This is a genomic window from Providencia sp. PROV061 (assembly GCF_011045655.1).
GTDB lineage: Bacteria > Pseudomonadota > Gammaproteobacteria > Enterobacterales > Enterobacteriaceae > Providencia > Providencia hangzhouensis.
The window spans coordinates 991,023-1,008,512 of record NZ_CP042861.1 but is presented as its reverse complement, the minus strand read 5'-3'; the positions used below and the strand labels follow the sequence as shown (position 1 = coordinate 1,008,512).

The 17,490-nt window shown below is 39.4% G+C and carries 18 protein-coding genes and 5 pseudogenes; 14 read left to right on the top strand and 9 right to left on the bottom strand.

Annotation, left to right across the window (positions count from 1 at the left end; translation table 11 throughout):
• Positions 1-66: 66 nt before the first annotated feature.
• Both FVA72_RS04510 and FVA72_RS04505 read right to left on the bottom strand, forming a co-directional pair.
• A complete protein-coding gene (locus FVA72_RS04510; protein ID WP_137018897.1) occupies positions 67-966 on the bottom strand; it encodes an ATP-grasp fold amidoligase family protein in 900 nt (299 codons plus the stop codon).
• 77 nt (positions 967-1,043) lie between these two features.
• A complete protein-coding gene (locus FVA72_RS04505) occupies positions 1,044-2,375 on the bottom strand; it encodes a lipopolysaccharide biosynthesis protein (RefSeq protein WP_200129173.1) in 1,332 nt (443 codons plus the stop codon).
• A gap of 930 nt (positions 2,376-3,305) precedes the next feature.
• Here FVA72_RS04505 and FVA72_RS04500 point away from each other — a divergent pair.
• The 6 genes and pseudogenes from FVA72_RS04500 to FVA72_RS22190 form a co-directional block, all read left to right on the top strand.
• Positions 3,306-3,788, top strand: a pseudogene (locus FVA72_RS04500) (IS4 family transposase); the annotation flags it as partial.
• Positions 3,785-4,116: pseudogene (locus FVA72_RS04495) on the top strand (IS1-like element transposase); the annotation flags it as partial. The pseudogenes FVA72_RS04500 and FVA72_RS04495, both read left to right, overlap by 4 nt.
• Before the next feature lie 84 nt (positions 4,117-4,200).
• Positions 4,201-5,400, top strand: a pseudogene (locus FVA72_RS22200) (IS91 family transposase).
• Positions 5,401-5,565: 165 nt separating this feature from the next.
• A pseudogene (locus tag FVA72_RS04485) lies at positions 5,566-5,928 on the top strand (IS1 family transposase); the annotation flags it as partial.
• Positions 5,929-6,273: 345 nt separating this feature from the next.
• Entirely contained in the window at positions 6,274-6,660 is a 387-nt protein-coding gene (locus FVA72_RS22195) for an IS110 family transposase (RefSeq protein WP_405029953.1), read from the top strand.
• A complete protein-coding gene (locus tag FVA72_RS22190; RefSeq protein ID WP_405029952.1) occupies positions 6,660-6,953 on the top strand; it encodes a hypothetical protein in 294 nt (97 codons plus the stop codon). Before FVA72_RS22195 ends, FVA72_RS22190 begins: the two co-directional genes overlap by 1 nt.
• 199 nt (positions 6,954-7,152) lie before the next feature.
• On the opposite strand, the gene FVA72_RS22185 is transcribed toward FVA72_RS22190, so the two are convergent.
• From FVA72_RS22185 to FVA72_RS04465, 3 genes are all read right to left on the bottom strand, one after another.
• A complete protein-coding gene (locus FVA72_RS22185) occupies positions 7,153-7,554 on the bottom strand; it encodes a zinc-ribbon domain-containing protein (RefSeq protein ID WP_227528997.1) in 402 nt (133 codons plus the stop codon).
• A 276-nt stretch (positions 7,555-7,830) separates the two neighbouring features.
• Positions 7,831-8,070, bottom strand: a complete 240-nt coding sequence (locus FVA72_RS04470) for a helix-turn-helix transcriptional regulator (RefSeq protein WP_137018892.1) — start codon at positions 8,068-8,070, stop codon at positions 7,831-7,833.
• 96 nt (positions 8,071-8,166) lie between these two features.
• A complete protein-coding gene (locus tag FVA72_RS04465) occupies positions 8,167-8,700 on the bottom strand; it encodes a putative zinc ribbon protein (protein ID WP_041705068.1) in 534 nt (177 codons plus the stop codon).
• A gap of 21 nt (positions 8,701-8,721) precedes the next feature.
• On the opposite strand from FVA72_RS04465, the gene FVA72_RS04460 reads away from it, so the two are divergent.
• Complete coding sequence (locus tag FVA72_RS04460) at positions 8,722-8,937, top strand: hypothetical protein (protein WP_014656717.1); 216 nt, start codon at positions 8,722-8,724, stop codon at positions 8,935-8,937.
• Between the two features lie 146 nt (positions 8,938-9,083).
• On the opposite strand, the gene FVA72_RS21945 is transcribed toward FVA72_RS04460, so the two are convergent.
• The 3 genes from FVA72_RS21945 to FVA72_RS04445 all read right to left on the bottom strand — a co-directional run bounded on the left by FVA72_RS21945 (position 9,084) and on the right by FVA72_RS04445 (position 10,600).
• Positions 9,084-9,314, bottom strand: a complete 231-nt coding sequence (locus FVA72_RS21945) for a hypothetical protein (protein WP_324187617.1) — start codon at positions 9,312-9,314, stop codon at positions 9,084-9,086.
• 354 nt (positions 9,315-9,668) lie between these two features.
• Entirely contained in the window at positions 9,669-9,905 is a 237-nt protein-coding gene (locus tag FVA72_RS04450; protein WP_014656719.1) for a helix-turn-helix transcriptional regulator, read from the bottom strand.
• Positions 9,906-10,012: 107 nt separating this feature from the next.
• Positions 10,013-10,600, bottom strand: a complete 588-nt coding sequence (locus FVA72_RS04445) for an inovirus Gp2 family protein (RefSeq protein ID WP_014657429.1) — start codon at positions 10,598-10,600, stop codon at positions 10,013-10,015.
• Between the two features lie 434 nt (positions 10,601-11,034).
• Here FVA72_RS04445 and FVA72_RS04440 point away from each other — a divergent pair, with 434 nt between their 5' ends.
• The 7 genes and pseudogenes from FVA72_RS04440 (at position 11,035) to FVA72_RS04410 (ending at position 15,741) form a co-directional block, all read left to right on the top strand.
• Positions 11,035-11,973 (top strand): hypothetical protein, encoded by a 939-nt coding sequence (locus tag FVA72_RS04440; protein ID WP_060561596.1) that lies wholly within the window; start codon positions 11,035-11,037, stop codon positions 11,971-11,973.
• 56 nt (positions 11,974-12,029) lie between these two features.
• Positions 12,030-12,902 carry a GTPase family protein gene (locus FVA72_RS04435; RefSeq protein WP_014656722.1) on the top strand — a complete coding sequence of 291 codons (873 nt, stop codon included), beginning with the start codon at positions 12,030-12,032 and terminating at the stop codon, positions 12,900-12,902.
• Positions 12,903-12,993: 91 nt separating this feature from the next.
• A pseudogene (locus tag FVA72_RS04430) lies at positions 12,994-13,419 on the top strand (antirestriction protein).
• Positions 13,420-13,659: 240 nt separating this feature from the next.
• Positions 13,660-14,094, top strand: a complete 435-nt coding sequence (locus tag FVA72_RS04425) for an antirestriction protein (protein WP_014656724.1) — start codon at positions 13,660-13,662, stop codon at positions 14,092-14,094.
• A gap of 95 nt (positions 14,095-14,189) precedes the next feature.
• Positions 14,190-15,011 carry a DUF932 domain-containing protein gene (locus tag FVA72_RS04420; RefSeq protein ID WP_014656725.1) on the top strand — a complete coding sequence of 274 codons (822 nt, stop codon included), beginning with the start codon at positions 14,190-14,192 and terminating at the stop codon, positions 15,009-15,011.
• 17 nt (positions 15,012-15,028) lie between these two features.
• Positions 15,029-15,511: a JAB domain-containing protein gene (locus FVA72_RS04415; RefSeq protein WP_014656726.1), complete on the top strand. Its 483-nt coding sequence runs from the start codon at positions 15,029-15,031 to the stop codon at positions 15,509-15,511.
• A gap of 8 nt (positions 15,512-15,519) precedes the next feature.
• The gene (locus FVA72_RS04410; protein ID WP_004917300.1) at positions 15,520-15,741 is read left to right on the top strand and encodes a DUF987 family protein; all 222 of its coding nucleotides are present in this window, start codon (positions 15,520-15,522) and stop codon (positions 15,739-15,741) included.
• A 553-nt stretch (positions 15,742-16,294) separates the two neighbouring features.
• Here FVA72_RS04410 and FVA72_RS04405 read toward each other — a convergent pair.
• Entirely contained in the window at positions 16,295-17,476 is a 1,182-nt protein-coding gene (locus tag FVA72_RS04405) for a MalY/PatB family protein (RefSeq protein ID WP_110592357.1), read from the bottom strand.
• Positions 17,477-17,490 lie beyond the last annotated feature (14 nt).

Below are 17,490 nucleotides of genomic sequence, written 5' to 3'. Positions count from 1 at the left end.
AATCATGCTCTATGTATTTCAATTTGTAACGAATATTCTATATATAAATCAAACCCTAGGAATAAATTATAATACCCACCATTCACTCATCAATTTTTCTAAATCATCACCGAAAGATACACTTAAACCTGCACCTGATGTAAAAGTTAATTCTCCAAAATATAAGTATCCATTAGAAATGTACCAATCAATCCTAACATAATTAAAGTCTTGAGAAAGAACTTTATTTAACTCCATTGCTTTTAACAATAATTGATGATGTTCTTTAGGAACTAAGCTTGATTCTGTTTTACATCCAATTTTTCTTATACAATTCTCTAAGTTATCAAGATAAAATTCTTGAGACCCATTGTCGCCAAATCTTCCACCTATTACTTGTAATAATGTTTTAATTGAGTCATTTTTTTGTTTAAAGCAATGAAATTTATAATCAATAGGGGCTATATCATTTTCACATATTGACTTTTCAACTATAATTTTTCTCTCAATATTTTTATAATGAGGCTCAAATGATATTTCAGAGAAATCTATCTTCATCCATAACTTTACTTGAGATATTAAATCTTCAATTTCATTGCTGGTTAAGTTATTATTACCAACAATTTTTACCATTCCAGCTCCATGATTTGGTTTTATTACAGTATTTGAAAAATCATTGATATTTCTTAAATCTTCAGGCTCATCCATAACAGCTATTAACGGAATAAGATACTCCCCCCCAATTTTACGGCTTATATAGTTTCGAACTAATAGCTTATCTGAACAATATGTATATAAAAAATTTCGATCAAAAATTTTTCTATATAAAATTTTCTCATTAAAATATTTACTATTTTTTAAAGATGGAAATCTTTTAAATGTTCTATAAAAATTAATATAGTTTTTTAATATATTAGGAGTAAAGGCACCATATATTTTTTTACATTTACTTAATAAAGATTGGTTTGAATTTTTAACCGAACACATATAATGACCTTATGCTATTTAAAATAATACAATCTATTCTATCGGTTTTTATGCTAGATATACTAACACGATAATAATTACTCATGATTGTTTTTAGTTATTTGAACAAGATATTCTTTTGATTTTTTTAAGGTAAAAATGATTAAAGATATGTTTAATATTACACCGCAAATTGAAAATAAGGCAATCGCTATTATATCACTATTATATATTGAAAAACCCATATATAAACTACCTACTCTTAAAACTATACTTATTAATTCATATATAAGGAAAAACCCTTGTAGTTTCAAGGCAGCAATTGCAGCTACACTAGGACGATTTAAAAAACCAAAATATAACCACAAGGCAAGCCATCTGGCATATTCTCCAGCAACCACCCAGTCACTACCAAATATTATATCAAATAAATAAGGTCCAAATATAACCACAACACCAAAAGGGATGATACCAACTGCAGACATTAGTATGGTAGCTTTTGATATTAAGTTAGATACTTTCTCTTTATTATTTACTGCTTCTGATATTCTTGGGTAAAAAACGTCACCTACTGACTTTCCTATTAGAGTGGAAGGAATACCTAATACTGTTCTACCGATACTATAAAAACCAGCAGATGCGGGACCAAAAAAACTTGCTAGCATCAATATTGGTAAGCTTTGTGATAATGCATTTAATACGACTTGAGGAGCTCTATATAAAGGAAAGTCGCTGTATTGATGTGCTAATTGGAATAAATTTCCCGTATTAATTTTTTTATCAAAAAAACTGATTTTTTGCCTTTTTAAACCTAATTTAAGCAGGATACCATTAATAAGAAAACCAAAAACTGTTATTATTATTAACGTTTTACTTATAGGATATATTAATCCAAGACCTGCTTTAGCACCATTAAGTATAATTGCCTGTATAATTGTTACACGAGCAGTGAGTTTAAATTGTTTTTTCCTAATGCACCATTGAGCAAGTATTTCTTGATATGCTGAAAAAAACATCACTATCGGAATAAAAAGTAAAAATTCTTTTATAATCCCAAGTCTTAAAATGTGAGCTATCCAATCATTTTCTATTAACAAGACTAATGCTATTAATACCGATACTAAGATTGCTAATCTAATACTAAGAATAGCAATACCTTTAGCATTTGCATCTGATTTAGGCAACACAATAGCAATGGGATAAGTAAGGGCTGCTATTGGCGTTATTACTGTTAAAATAGCTGTAAATGTTCCTAATATACCAAATACTTCAGGGCCATATAAGCGAGTTATAATTGGTGAAAACAGCATACTTATTATTTGAGCACCAGCTGTTCCGCTTGCTATAATTATAACATTTCTAATAAACTTATTACTGACTATATTTTTTAATTTGCTATTTATTTTTAAAGGTATTTTTTTTTGAAACACTGATGAAATATCTCTATGTGATTAAATTACGTTTTACGCCTTAATTTTCCCAGTTAATGAGACTTCTTCCCATTTTTTGAAACTTGCATGTATCGATTTAGTCATTCAGCCATCCATCGCAAGCCAGTAACCCATTCTGCTAGCAGAATTCATAAACGTAAGCATCATGCCAAGCCTGAAAACGACGATAAGCAATACTGTATGGACAGATACCTGTTACATTTAGAATACTCCACTGCTAACCAGTTCTGAGCAAAAAAATGCTATTCATTACAGTCAGGTTATCTACGCGTCTGTGATATATCCCAAGAGAATGGTGGATTTTATATTCCAGGATAAGCGAAGCCATATTATTCCAGCGTTCATAGCTAATATTTGTCACTTACTACCTGCTGCCCATTATTCTTAGAAATTATTTTAGTTCATTATACAACAAATCTTTTTGAGATAGACTCTTAATAGTAAGTGGGTGAAAACTTGTTTTTGTGTAACAGCATATATTCCTATGAGAATTTTATTATATAGTAATGAGTTCTCAAATACTTCCCTCAGTATTAAGATTATTTTGTATACTCGCACATTATTTTACAATTTTCGCGTGGAGAACTCGGAAATTATTCCTTATTTTTGTTTGATAGCCTCATGAGCACCTATCAACTATCAACTATCAACTACCAACCACCAACTATCAACTATCGACTAGTAAATATTTGCGTTATTATTTAATTAAGATTTTTGTTTAATTAGAATGAGCAGCATAACTTAATATAACAAACATTTTGGTGAACTCTTATTAAGGTCATGTATTCAGTCCGGTGTTCAACCTGTAATATAAGGCAATTTACCGGAGAATATTCATAGCTAAAGTCGATGTAAAGTGCTAATGAATCCCCTAATGATTTTTATAAAAATCATTAGGGGATTCATTAGCGCTCGACACGGACTCATTGTCACCACCCGTCACCTAAAATCTACTAAGCGTCGGCAAAGGAGCCATGGATTCTAGCAACTAACTTACCTGTTGAAATTCGAACACCCAAACAACTTATTAATATCTATTCGAAGCGAATGCAGATTGAAGAAACCTTCCGAGACTTGAAAAGTCCTGCCTACGGACTAGGCCTACGCCATAGCCGAACGAGCAGCTCAGAGCGTTTTGATATCATGCTGCTAATCGCCCTGATGCTTCAACTAACATGTTGGCTTGCGGGCGTTCATGCTCAGAAACAAGGTTGGGACAAGCACTTCCAGGCTAACACAGTCAGAAATCGAAACGTACTCTCAACAGTTCGCTTAGGCATGGAAGTTTTGCGGCATTCTGGCTACACAATAACAAGGGAAGACTTACTCGTGGCTGCAACCCTACTTGCTCAAAATCCATTCACACATGGTTACGTTTTGGGGAAATTATGAGGAGATCTCTCAGTGTAAAGTGTCCATTTTGTCAACAAACTTCCTTAGTGAAAAAACATGGATTAGGAAATACTGGCCATCAACGTTATCGTAGCCAAGGCTGTAGCCGAAGTTTCCAATTAGATTATGAATATCGCGCCTGCCAACCAGGAACAAAGGATAAAATTATTGACCTCACGATGAATAATGCCGGTATTCGTGATACCGCCAGAGCCTGGCATATCAGTATTAATGCGGTTGTTCGCACTTTAAAAAACTCTTGCTACGGCAGGTAACGTCTTTACGCCTTGATAATTTGCACATTAAACTCCTTTGCAAAGTTGGTGAACATAAGCACTCCTTTGGCGTGAGCATCGCGGCTGAGCTGCTCTATTTCCAGGCAATTCCCTTCTCGTCTTTTATACTCTGCTCCATGTATATTCCCAGACCTGCAAAGCTACTATCTCAATACAACGACGCATGGAACCATTTAATCGAGAATAATTACGTGGATGAATGGCAGGGTCTCAGCGCCGAAAAAATGTTCGCCTGCGGCACTTGAGCTATGGGCGTTCGGCGCTATTGCTGTCAGTCTCCCGATTGCTCTCATTCACGCTTTTTCTGCCAAAGCTGTAAATCCAAAGCCTGCAGTGCTTGAGGTATGAAAGCCACTGAACAATGGATTGCACAGCAGCGTCATATCTTACCTGATTATGAATGGCAACATATCACCCTCACCATGCCTCATCTGCTTTGGCCTTTCTTCAATAACAACTAGCCCTTACTCAACCAACTCTTTCGCGCTGATACCGTGCCACGCTCAAACACACACGACACCTCGGCCTCGAAATCGGCATTTTTTGCGCCCTTCATACCTATGGTCGCCAGCTTAATCAACATCCGCATATTCATTTATCGGTCACCCACGGTGGCCTCACCCAATATGACACCTAGAAATCGATTTTCTTTAAAAAGAAAGAGGTCGAAAAGGTCTGGCGCAGTGCCATCATTCGGCTCCTTCGGGATGCCTATGGTCAATTGCAGCCAAAAACATTACCGGATTTCGGACACATCCGGGATTACCCGACGTGGTGTCGTTATCTCAACACCCAGTTTCAGCGCTATTGGAAACTCCATTTTGCTAAAAAGACTCGTGTCGCTTGGCACAATATGAAGTATTTAGGCCGTTTACTTAAAACTTCCCCCTATCTAGGCTTCTCAATTAAAACGATACCGCGGCGGCACCGTGGTTCATCATTATTATGCTCACCACAACCAGCAATATCGGCAACAAACCTTATTCCAAGAAGAGATGATACGACGTTATGTCAGCCATATCCCTGCCCGCCATTTTAAAATGATCCGCTATTACGGATTTTTAGCCAATCGCAAACGTGGAAGCTTATTACCCAAGGTGTATGAAGCATTGGAGATGAGTGCGCCAAGCGTACCGGAAAAATCCGGCTTTGCAGCTCTTATCAAAGGATTTTTAAACACCGCCCCGTACCAATGTATTTTATGCAGTAACCGGCTACGATTTATGAGCGCAGAAAAAGGGAGTCACGCAGCCACATTATTATCTGAAAGGCACGATAAAATGGCCAAGAAACGATGGTTGCAAACCGCAACCTAGGATCAATGCGCTTAAAATTCGATTTTCAGATGATTGTTTAATCAATTAGCTAATATCAGGATTAAACAAAGCCTGAGCAACCCGAATTTAATGAGAGCACAGGCATCAAAATATTCTCATTCATGCGCCACTACATTGATTGAATCTCCTAACCATGAACAGTAGTCTTTTGTGACTAGTAAGAAGCAACAACGCTGGCTCTGGTATGCTTGGGAGCCCCGCCTAAAACGGATTATTGCTCATACGTTTAGTCGTCGAAACAAAAGGACTCTTTGCCAGTTACCGGCTTTACTGTCTCGGTTTAATGTGACTTTTTGATGCACAGATAAACTCAGTGCTTATGAGATATTGCCTAAGCAGAAACATGTGCCAAATAAGTTTTATACGCAACGAATAGAAAGAGAGAATTTGAACCTGAGAAACATATTGAAGCTCCTTAACCGTAAGACCTTAGGTTACTCGAAGTCTCCAGAAATGCATGACAAAATCATCGGGACATTCATTGTACGTAAATGCTCTCTATATTGATAAGAGTTTTGGCACGCTACCGCCCCAGGCTTATAGCTACCAGTTCACTGATAATTCTGAAATTTTCCTCAAATCCTCAACTAAGGATATCAAAATAAACTTGAATAACATAGTTTCTATTTAGATTTCTAATACATAGGATTCACTTTCAGATTTATCCTACGACACTGTATTTGCCCCCTATAATTCCAGACACTTTTTATCACTTATTTCATTATGAGTTCGTCGCCGCAGGTACTCTCGCAGAGAACGATAAGCCAGTATTGAAGTGATGTGATGGACGTCCCTCTATGTAAGTTTTGCCATACTTATGTTGAGCGATTTTATTCACAGAGGTACTACATCATGAACGAAATTAAAGTTATCGGTATCGATCTGGCAAAATCTGTCTTTCAGGTTTGCGTCTGGATGAGTGATGGGAATATTGCATTTAACCGCAAGGTTTCTCGGGCTAAATTGCTGGATACTATTCGTCAACTCCCTCCTGGGTCGATGATTGCAATGGAGGCTTGTGCTACTTCCCACTACTGGGGGCGTACTTTTCAGTCAATCGGTTTTCAAGTCAGACTGATACCCACGCAACACGTAAAAGCATTAACACATCACCAGAAAAATGATGCCAACGATGCTCTCGCTATTTGTGAGACAGCTTTTCGCCCAGGTATTCATTTTGTCGCTATAAAACTGTTGAACAACAAGATATTAAAGCCCTCAGAGCTGCCCGCCAGTTGATGGTGGAACAGCGCACTGCGCTGGCAAATCAGGCCCGGTCACTGGCGGCAGAACAAGGCGTTGAGATCCCTGTCGGGATTCATATTTTACAGCAACGACTGCCTGATATTATTGAAGATGCAGAACAGTTAATTTCCCCCGTGCTGCGCCAGTTGCTGTTATCGTTGTTAGAAAATATACATTCACTTAATGAACGTATTCTTTCTGTAGAGCACAGTCTTGCGGCGCTTTGTCAGCAACAACCCAAATACAAAGTACTGTTCTGCGCAACTAAATCAGGACACTTTTCTTAAGGAATTTTCATACACCACTGGCGATAAATAATTATTGGCCGTGTGTGATAGCGTAACAGCCGTTCCTCGATATGAAAATTCAGCCTTAACTCCTCTTCTTCGGTGAGCTTATCAGGATAGGTTTAATTTTGGTGGCAGTACCGTGGTCACATTTAGCGAAAGCGTGATTGATTAACCTAACACCATGAGCATTAAAAGGTCATAATGGAAACGATTTTTCTGTTTTAGGCTGATGTTCCTCTGTTACATTCTGGGCAGGAATACACCAAATCCCCTCATGGCACTTCGGGCAACATTTTTGATTACTTGTAAAATACTCACGACACTGCACGCAAAACCAATTCGTGACCTTTAAAATAGGGGACACTGATCGAACCTGTGTGCTCAGTCGCGCCTTGTCTTCTAAGTTCTTGATCTTACTGATGACCCGCGGACAGTGCTCTGCGCTCTGAGGATCAGAATGGGTAAACCATGACTCCGTTGGCGTCTTGTGCAGTGTGACGGGCTCACCGCAGTGAGCACAGTAATAGTTTTCTCGTGAATAACTCGGTTCTTGGGTGGCTCCCGCGAAACGATTGTTCTGCGTTAAGGCTAGCGACATTTTGACTTCATGTAATTTAAGCATGGGTGTGCTCCTTCTGTAAAATTTAAACTAAACGTTCTGAGTACCCAACATTCAGGATCCACACTCGGCAACCCACCTTGAAACTTAGAAGACCACTGAGCTGTGCCTGCATGCGTATCGAGCCAGGTTCGTATGTTTAGGGCGTCGCTTTGCCTAGAGCGCATTCAATCGCACCAGGTGTGGTTAAAATTGAGTTGGTGGGTAATTGGGTGGGTATGCTATGGAAAATGCACGGCGACTCGCGCTAGTGCCTTAGGATCCAAGGGCGGAGTTGCCCTCTCTCGATTCATCAATGCGCGCTTGTAACCACTGTTCTACTTCACTTTTCAGCCATCTTGAGCTACGTCCCAGCTTAATTGGTTTCGGAAACTCACCGTCCTGTATGAGCTTGTAGAACCATTTGTCAGTAAGACCAGTAAACTGAGTTAGAAATTTCATATCAACAAACTGGTCATTCAGCAGGCTGGTGGTTGGGGTTGTTTGAATCGTCATTGTCTTGTCTCCTGAGTATGAAAAGGAGAAGGCGACTGAGGTGGGGAATACGTCGTATCAGTCGTCCTTCAGACAATAACGGACTGCTGTATTTTTTTATTGCGCCTCATCGATAACATTCGGTTCAGTGAGGTCCGTCAACCGCAGCAATGGGGTGCGTACCAACGATTCAATACCCTGATTATTCAGCGCGTAATGAAAATAGCTGTGGTTTTCGGTGACCTGAGAAGCAGGTATGCTGTAAATCCCCTCTCTGCACTTCGGGCAGCACTTTCTGACAGGTCGCTGCTGGCTGGTGTAAAACCGTCGACACCAGACGCAATACCATTCCGTGATGGGCTTTATGGGATGAAGCTCGGAGAACTGTTCAGCTTGTTGAGATTGTCGCGTCAGATAACTGATAGCCGCGTTTACCTCAGGATAATCGAGGTATTTCTTATCAACGGGGTGTGCAAAGAAAAAATGCCGTTTACGGCGGTCCAGATACACCGGTAAGTGACAGTGTGGACAGTAAAAGGGAATGGGTAGTGCCGGTTGCCAGCGCTCCTGCTCTTTAAAGGCATTTGTCAGGCGGCCATCAGGTAATTCAGCGATACCGAGCTCCAGTTCATTCAGATTGTAAATGTTCATTGTTTCTCTCCGGTGTGTTGTGTGTTTGAGCAGGACAGTAATAATGGGGCTGAAACCCGTTATGGCGAAGCGGAATATGACGGTATCGGGTATTACCATACGTCGGAGGATGGACGGGTTAATCTGCGTCAGGAAGTCGATCCCAGTAACAACAGTCCAATTGTCATTGCCTATGTTGTCGGCACCGACCACGCTACGGTCTACAGCAACTGCAAAGTGACGGCTGAAGAGGAGTAATGGGTGTGAATAACGCGCTCAGCGCCATTCTGAGCGTTTTATTAAGGCAAGGGTTAAACTTGCACGGTGTCCCACAATAAACGGCTATAAGGGCCATAGAGATCGTCATACAGCCCCTTGCTGCTACAGCATTCCCTATGGCTGACTTAACGATGACGGGAACGAGGACGACCTATCGGCTTATCATTCACATCAGGTAGACGGGAGATATGGTAAATCGGGTCAAAGGGTTTCTGCTCGGCTTTGGCTAAATAGTTCACCACGTAACGCATTGCCTTACAACCAGCATAATCATCAAAGTGTACCGGACGGCGTATAGCGTATCGATAATCGCTTTTATCAGGACAGTGGTAGATATCCCCTTCTCCGTCAGTCACGGCTCTCCACAGGCGTTCTGTTACATCCTGAAAGCCCCATTTCTTACAATGCCGCTGGCCATTGACGTAGATGGCTGCATGAGCATGTAATTTACCACCAGGGCTTTCTTCCAATACCCAGGCATAACCTATTACTCCGGGATATTCTGAGAGACTTAACATCAGGATACTCATATCCCGACTGAATTGATGTTCATCTTCGCAATGGGAACGGTCGGTATTATCAGACCAATGGAAGTCCGTCCGTATCATCAATATTTTGGAATACACTCAAATAACGCTGACTGGTGACGATGTAATTAATTCTGTAATTGAGTTGTAAAAAATCGCTGTAACTGACTAAATTAATAATACTTAACCTCTAGAAGCGGTGATACGTTCATTCAACCAGTGTTCAACCTCACTTTTCAGCCAGCGAGAACTACGACCTAGTTTGATTGGTTTGGGAAACTCACCGTCTTGAATGAGTTTATAAAACCACTTATCCGTTAAGCCTGTGAGCTTTGTAATGAATTTCATATCGATAAATTGGTCATTCAGTAAAGAAGATGATGGCGCTGTGGTCGTTGATGTTTCAATTGGATTTGTCATGAGAAAGGACTCCTGTCTTTAAAGTTAAAAGGCAGAAGGGATATCGATAAGTGTTTAGGGATATCTCTCTTGCAAAAGATATCCCCCTCATGTTTTTTATTGGTAGATTAACGGCTGCACCCAAAAGAACGCTCACCATCACCATAATATTTTGTATGTTCTTTGGCTAAGTAGCGACAGCGCTGGTTTAATTCGAATATCGTGCTTTCATTATTGGGTTTATTATTATCTAGCCACGTTATGGCGTTATCTGGAATATGAATTAAATAACGCTCCGCAGGGTAGTTCACACCAATAGCACTACACCATGCTTGCTGTATTAATGCATAGAGCGTCCCTTCAGTTTTAATAAAATCGCCCAGCCTCCAATAAACATCTTTATTTAACAGCAAAAGAACATGATAGTGTTTTTTATTATTTATCTCACCGAACTCTCTAACCCAGACATAAGATAACGGACATATGTGGTTACGCTCCCATATTTTATTCTTACGTTTTAGATCAGCATTTATTTTGGCTTTTAACGATTCAAAGAATCGAGTGATGACCTTTGAATCGTTAAAGTGAAATATATTTTCAGATGGGAAACGTAAGTCAACTCGAACAGCAGTAACACGATTGTGAATTAAAAGTGCTTTACGGATAGTGTGGTTTATCTTTTGAATGTAATGATCATTGTAGGTGTAACTAGACATGATTAATACCTGTGGTTGGTTTTATTTCATATCTAGAAGTAATGTTGTTAAAAATAGGCATTCATCATTTAACCAAGATGATGAATATATGGATAGGTGAGTCAGTGACAGGGTAATGTTTAATCTTTTAAGTGTGGTAGTGATGCTAGTTATCTTTATAAAAATAATACTATACCAACACGATAAAGCCTTTCTTTATCTTATCATCAATGCCCGTGACAGCGCGTTTTTGAACCACAATGAGCCGCTTCTTTTTGAGGAGAGTCAACTCTGATATTAACTTATCTAAAGATTAGCCTTTACTCTAATAATAATTAGTGCAGTTATCGTGAGTTTTAGCACATAAATAGGGGTTTTCATGTAGTACAATGACACCTTAAACACTACGTAAAATACTATGTAAATATATGCAAAAAATACTACGTGGAGAATAAATGATAAATATAAATGTCAATGATAATTATTTGGAGTGCAGACAATATTATGCTGTTCTGTTCTATATGTTTTCAGAAAAAACACTGTCGCCTAATGAGCTTTATAAAATGATATCTGAGGCAAAGAATAAGAATGTGTGTACATTACTTAGTGAGTTAAATCAGCATGTCGGGAATAGATTTAAAAATGTTGATTATTATCTCAGAACGATAGAGAAAAAGATTATCCCAATAGAACAATTATCTTTTTTAACGGATGAAAGAATATCATTTGTTATCTTAAACTTTCTCATGAAATCGTATAATAAACACCTTATAGAAAATGATTATAAATCAATTATGACTGGAGTGTATAATTATTCACCTTTAAATTTTATTCCAATAATGGGTAAAAATACACCTTTTCATTATATTGTTTGCTTTTTGGATTTTATAGTTTTAGTTATGACTCCTAAAGATTTTAATGCAATAGTTTTTCAAATGAGAGATAAAGCTTTATCTATTACTAAAGAGTATCCAGATCCTTTTTCATTTTTGTCAAAAAAAACTGAAGCGTTAAAATGGATATCCGAGAGGTTGATCCGCGCCAATATTGCTGTTGATGATGATGTTAATGTTCTTATTCAAAATGAAAAATGGAAATTGATTATTTCCTGTTTTGATTATTGGGCTATTTTTTCAAGTGTGGAAGCTGTCAAGCTTTTTCTATCTCAAACAAGAAAAGCTTGGAGCCAAAAAAAATATCGTGATGGTGTTAAAGATAAGGCTGTACTGAATACGTATATTTCCAAATCATCAATGGTAAAATTAAAAAAAATAGCCAAAAATCATAATAAAAATATTAACGAAATTATCGAGGCGATGATTGATCAGATTGATCTACCACGGGATCCGCTCGAAGAACTCATACTGTTAGTTGAAAAGAAAAATTTAAAATAATTTCAAATATATATTATTACCTTGAATAATGATAAATTTATTTTCAAGGAGTTTGTATGAATCAACATATTGAACTGGAGAAGGCTCTCGCAGCCTTTCCCTTTTCATTTAAAACGTTATTTTTTAACCAACTCAGTCAGCTCATCAATTACTCCCCCACCATCGGTTTGATGGGCAAAACGGGAGCGGGAAAATCCAGTCTTATCAACGCACTATTCCAATCGTCATTATCACCTGTGAGTAATGTTTCAGGCTGCACACGGCAGGCTCAGCGCTTCAGTATGACGATGAACAACCATGTGCTCACCTTTGTTGATTTACCCGGTGTGGGAGAAAGCCTTGAGCGAGATAGAGAGTACCACCAGCTATACCGTAACTTATTACCGGAACTGGATTTAATCATCTGGGTACTCAAGGCCGATGATAGAGCATGGTCCTCAGATGAACAGTGTTATCGCTTTCTCTCGGAGCAATGTGGTTATCAACCAAACCGCTTTCTATTTGTGTTGAACCAAGCCGACAAAATAGAGCCCTGTCGCCAGTGGGATGAACACAACCACCAGCCATCCTCAGAACAAATGGTTAACTTGGAACTGAAGCAACAAGCCGTAGTAACCGCCTTTAAGCCACATCATCCTGTGATGACGGTTTCTGCGGCAGAAGGTTACCAACTCACTGAGTTAGCAAAGCAATTAATACAGGCGTTACCGGCGAAAGCCAGTAGCGGTGTAGCTAGGCAACTGAACAGCGCTTACCGGACGCAATCGGTGGAGAACGCCGCACGTAACGATTTTGGTCAATGTGTCAGTGATATTGTGGATACCTTAATCAATATCATTCCCTTGCCACCATTGATAAGAAGTACGATTAGCACCGTTAAAAACAGTATCGTATCCGTCGCTAAATCCCTGTGGAGAATGTTCTTTTAACCTCTTACATTACCCCATTAATTATCACTCTCAGCGTCAGTCCTTAACAGGATTGGCGCTTTTTTATCTCTTTTTCTTGGAGTATCAACTGATGAATAATTCAACTGAACGTGCAATTACAATGACACTCGTTCCCGATGAGCAACGCCTGGATTTTTGGATCAACCACTTCGGAAGCGTGAAAGGCTGAACCACCTTTGAAGTGGTCATCTTTACCACTATGGGGCAGTTTTGTGATGACTATCTGGGTGGGTATTGGGAATATTGCACCTTATCTAATGGTGGCGCCTTTATTTATCCCGATTTACCTCAAGAGACACTGACGCTGTTCAACCCACATAACGGTAACGAAGCCAACGTCAGTTGTGAAGCCGCAGGCATTGCCGTGTGTTTGATGATGTACAGTTTATGGTCATTTCAAACGGAAAGTGACATCCTCGTCGATCGCTTTTATCAATTGCATGATTATGCGGCGCAACACCCAGAACGTTCCGCCATATTCCATCTAATCGATTAACCACGTCCTTATTTACGCCTTCGTATTATCTGATTCATTATAAAAGCATCATCAGACTAACCCATTAATTAACTTACATTTATTTTTATATCTATATTATTTTAGTGAATCAATCATCAGAATGAGTCACTAAAAATGATACTCAATATACCTATCATTTCTAGAAAGCTCTGCACCGCAAGGTGTAGGGCTTTTTTGCTTATTACTGTCTATCAATATCGACTGAATTGGAGTTCTATTATGTTTACCTTACAAGAGCAAGAATCAACGGTTATCAAAACCAACCTCGTCAATTCCCGTGGTCGTAGTACCTTCTGGCGTTTCTATTTCAGCACAGTACCTGATTGGCAGCGTTTAGAAGGCGATATCTTTAATCTGATGGATAAGATGTGTGAGGTCTATCATGGAGCCTTCTGGGAGTTCAGTATGCTGTCTAATGGCGGCGCATTTATCTGGCCTGATATGCTCGAACCCTCCCTGCAAATGTTTAACCCGCATAACGGAAATGAAGCCGAGTTAAGCCCGGAGGCAGCCGGTATTGCAGTCTGTCTAATGGTGTATAGCATCTGGTCGTTTAAAACCGAGAGTTCTGTGCTGGTAGAGTATTTTTACCAACTTCGTGACTATGCGATGCAACATCCCGAGCAAGCACAAATCTTTCGCCTTATAGACTGATTTATCAGTCACGGTTTTATCTTTCCCTCACCAGCAATCTTCATTTAATCCATTTATCGAATGATTTATCAGTTTAATTATTGAGGAGAACCCCTATGTCTCGTTTAGCTTCCCGTTTTGGCAATGCTTGCTCTATTCGTCGTGACCGCCCGCTAACTACCGAAGAGTTATTTCGCACAGTACCTAGCGTATTTTCAGAAGAAAAACACGAATCCAGAAGTGAACGTTATACTTACATCCCGACCATTACCTTATTGGATAGTCTTCAAAAAGAAGGCTTCTATCCGTTCTTTGCTTGCCAAACGCGTGTGCGAGATGACAGCCGTCGTGATCATACTAAGCATCTGTTACGGCTGAGACGCCATGACCAAATTACGGGCAGCCTAGTGCCTGAAATCATCTTACTCAATAGTCATGATGGCTCATCGAGTTATCAGATGTTACCGGGGATGTTCCGATTCGTTTGTCAGAATGGCTTAATTTGCGGACAAACCTTTGGTGAGGTGCGTGTACCGCACAAGGGCGATGTGGTGGAAAAAGTGATTGAAGGGGCTTATGAAGTGTTAGGGCTATTTGAACGCATGGATGAGCAACGTGATGCCATGCAATCCCTATTATTACCGCCACCAGCCCAACACATCTTTGCTCAATCTGCTCTCACATATCGTTATGGTGAAGCGCATCAACCTGTGACCGAAGCGCAAGTATTACAGCCACGCCGTGTAGAAGATAAGAAGGACGATCTTTGGACGGTGTACCAACGTTTGCAGGAAAATTTAATTAAAGGGGGATTATCAGGCAGAAATGCGAAAGGTAAACGCGCTCGCACGCGTTCAGTGAATGGGATTGATGGTGATGTGAAGCTTAACCGAGCCTTGTGGGTGATGGCTGAAAATATGCTTCAACTAGCCTCGTAATGATGGAGATATTAACGATGGAGAGTATCAATACTTATACGAATACCTTAACACTGCTTCCTAATGAACAACGTACTATCAAACGTGCGTTGACCATACTGGATAAGTATCTGCGTGAACCGGGTATTGCTTTTACATCAACGCAAAATGTGAGGGATTGGTTACGGCTAAAAATGTCAGCATTAGAGCGTGAAGCGTTTATTGTGCTCTACTTGAATCAACAAAATCAGTTGATAAGCAGTGAAACCCTGTTTGCTGGCTCGATTAGCAGCACACAGGTTTATCCTCGTGAAGTCGTCAAACGAGCACTTCATTTTAATGCTGCTGCCGTTATCTTTGCACACAACCATCCGTCAGGCGATATCACGCCAAGCCAAGCGGATAAATCTATCACGCAACAATTAATAAAAGCATTGCAGCTAATTGAAGTTCGAGTACTTGACCATCTGATCATCGGTGGTCAGCAAATCTTCTCTTTCGCTGAGCATGGCTTAGTATGAGGTGAACCATGAATATCATCCGTAAATCCGCAGCAATGAAGATCCATCAGCAACATTTAGGCTCTCGCCTTGCTCGTTATTGTAGGGGAAAGTATAAATGGGTTGGTAATAGTGAGCATTATATTGGTAAGGAGGTGCCAGATTGTCGTGGCGTGTTAGCTGTTTATGTTGAACGTCGCCAAGACAGAGATGGCCCTTATGCGTGTGTCATGTGTGTGACATTGAATTGAATAAGTACTGATCACTTTGAGTTTATCCTATATTGGATGGATAAATTAAGCCTACTTCCACTTTGATTAGTATTCAATGGCACATATCAAACCGTTGGATCTTAACTGAATTAGACATTGAGGAATTAAACAAAAATGACACAATAAGACATCATTAAACATGTCAAATTGGCAATACCATGATTCATACTAGAAACAATTAACATGAACATGATCCCCATTAAATGTATACTTAAAAAGGATTCGAATACGTTATAATTACACCTGTCATCTGTGCAAAAAACCAATCTATTTGCTGCGCTCTATCGCCCCAACCGTGCTCAACAAAACCCACCAAACGGACCGAGGGTACAAAAGAGGGTATAAATAAAATCAAATTCAATTAATATTTTTAAATACAACTAGTTATAATGAAAAGTCGATTCCGAGTCCGGCACCACTTCTTTAGAGAACCCGCCCAAAAGGCGGGTTTTTGCTTTGTATCTACTTGAAGTCAGCACTCGCCCAATGTTTCAACTTAACTAAATTCAACTCGAACCTACCCGTATCAACCTTACTGTGCGGGTAAAACATGCCGTTTTTTATAAGCAGCCCTGAGGTTTTCCATAGCATGATCCAGTACATCCCGTGGAGACGCAACATTTAGTCTCATATGTTGTTCCCCCCCGGGACCGTATTGCTTTCCTGGGGAGAGCCCCAATCCCGCATCTCTGGTAAAAAAGGTCGCTAGTTGTTCATCATCCATACCTAATTTTTCAGCGTTCAAAAATAATAAATAAGAAGCTCCTCCATGTACAACAGAGAGGTCTGGACAATGTTTTTCTATTGTTGCTTTTACAAATGCTATATTATCTGCCAGATACCCCAGTAATTTCTGATACCATTCTTCACAATGAATGAATGATGAAAAAATAACTGCCTGTTGAAGATAATTTGTCTCAGCAAGATGACATTGATCAAGAAAACCAAATACCTTTTCACGTAATTGTGGGTTCTTAATAATCATGAACCCACCCTGCACCCCCGGTACATTGAATGTTTTTCCGGGAGAGTGCAAGACTATCGACTGGCTAACCATGTCATCATCTAAGTTAAAAAAAGGTATATGTGATGTTTTAGAAAATATTAAATCACTATGTACTTCATCCGATATTACGATAACGTTTTCTTCATGGCAGTAACGCTTTATTTTTGAAAGTGTCTCTTTGCTCCATAAGACTCCACCAGGATTATGAGGAGAGACGAATAAAAATAATCTAGATTTTTTTAATTTGTCTCTAAAATCAATCCAGTTAATCTCATAAGAACCCTGACTTTCAATCAACTGGGACTGTATAAGAGTACGCTCACACCCTGGCACTAATTCTCGATATGGGTCGTATATCGGTGTCAAGGTCAGAATATTATCCCCCGGTTGAGATAGAGCAAGCAAAGATAAAACAACTGATTTTATTACTCCCGGAATAAAATGTATCCACTCCTCTTTAATCTGGCAATCATACCGCTTTTTATACCAGTAAATTATAGCCTCTTTCCAACCAGGGTAGTCCATATTATATCCCTGAATTGACTGTGAAAGAACGGATTTCATCTCTGACAAAATAGCATCGGGAGTACTAAAATCCATATCCGCAATCCATAAAGGTATAACGGTATCTGTCCCAAACATTTGTTTCATTTGCCCAGTTTTGCGGGATATAGGATCTCTGGAAATAGCTTGATCAAATAAAGACATATTTTGTACACCAT

Excerpts from the sequence above, each read along its gene's own strand:
- FVA72_RS04405 (WP_110592357.1), bottom strand. The coding sequence starts at position 17,476 with ATGTCTTTATTTGATCAAGCTATTTCCAGAGATCCTATATCCCGCAAA.
- FVA72_RS04470 (WP_137018892.1), bottom strand. The coding sequence starts at position 8,070 with ATGACGATTCAAACAACCCCAACCACCAGCCTGCTGAATGACCAGTTT.
- FVA72_RS04465 (WP_041705068.1), bottom strand. The coding sequence starts at position 8,700 with ATGAACATTTACAATCTGAATGAACTGGAGCTCGGTATCGCTGAATTA.
- FVA72_RS04440 (WP_060561596.1), top strand. The coding sequence starts at position 11,035 with ATGATAAATATAAATGTCAATGATAATTATTTGGAGTGCAGACAATAT.
- FVA72_RS04445 (WP_014657429.1), bottom strand. The coding sequence starts at position 10,600 with ATGTCTAGTTACACCTACAATGATCATTACATTCAAAAGATAAACCAC.
- FVA72_RS22185 (WP_227528997.1), bottom strand. The coding sequence starts at position 7,554 with ATGTCGCTAGCCTTAACGCAGAACAATCGTTTCGCGGGAGCCACCCAA.
- FVA72_RS22195 (WP_405029953.1), top strand. The coding sequence starts at position 6,274 with ATGAACGAAATTAAAGTTATCGGTATCGATCTGGCAAAATCTGTCTTT.
- FVA72_RS04435 (WP_014656722.1), top strand. The coding sequence starts at position 12,030 with ATGAATCAACATATTGAACTGGAGAAGGCTCTCGCAGCCTTTCCCTTT.
- FVA72_RS04410 (WP_004917300.1), top strand. The coding sequence starts at position 15,520 with ATGAATATCATCCGTAAATCCGCAGCAATGAAGATCCATCAGCAACAT.
- FVA72_RS04425 (WP_014656724.1), top strand. The coding sequence starts at position 13,660 with ATGTTTACCTTACAAGAGCAAGAATCAACGGTTATCAAAACCAACCTC.
- FVA72_RS22190 (WP_405029952.1), top strand. The coding sequence starts at position 6,660 with ATGGTGGAACAGCGCACTGCGCTGGCAAATCAGGCCCGGTCACTGGCG.
- FVA72_RS04415 (WP_014656726.1), top strand. The coding sequence starts at position 15,029 with ATGGAGAGTATCAATACTTATACGAATACCTTAACACTGCTTCCTAAT.
- FVA72_RS04420 (WP_014656725.1), top strand. The coding sequence starts at position 14,190 with ATGTCTCGTTTAGCTTCCCGTTTTGGCAATGCTTGCTCTATTCGTCGT.
- FVA72_RS04510 (WP_137018897.1), bottom strand. The coding sequence starts at position 966 with ATGTGTTCGGTTAAAAATTCAAACCAATCTTTATTAAGTAAATGTAAA.
- FVA72_RS04450 (WP_014656719.1), bottom strand. The coding sequence starts at position 9,905 with ATGACAAATCCAATTGAAACATCAACGACCACAGCGCCATCATCTTCT.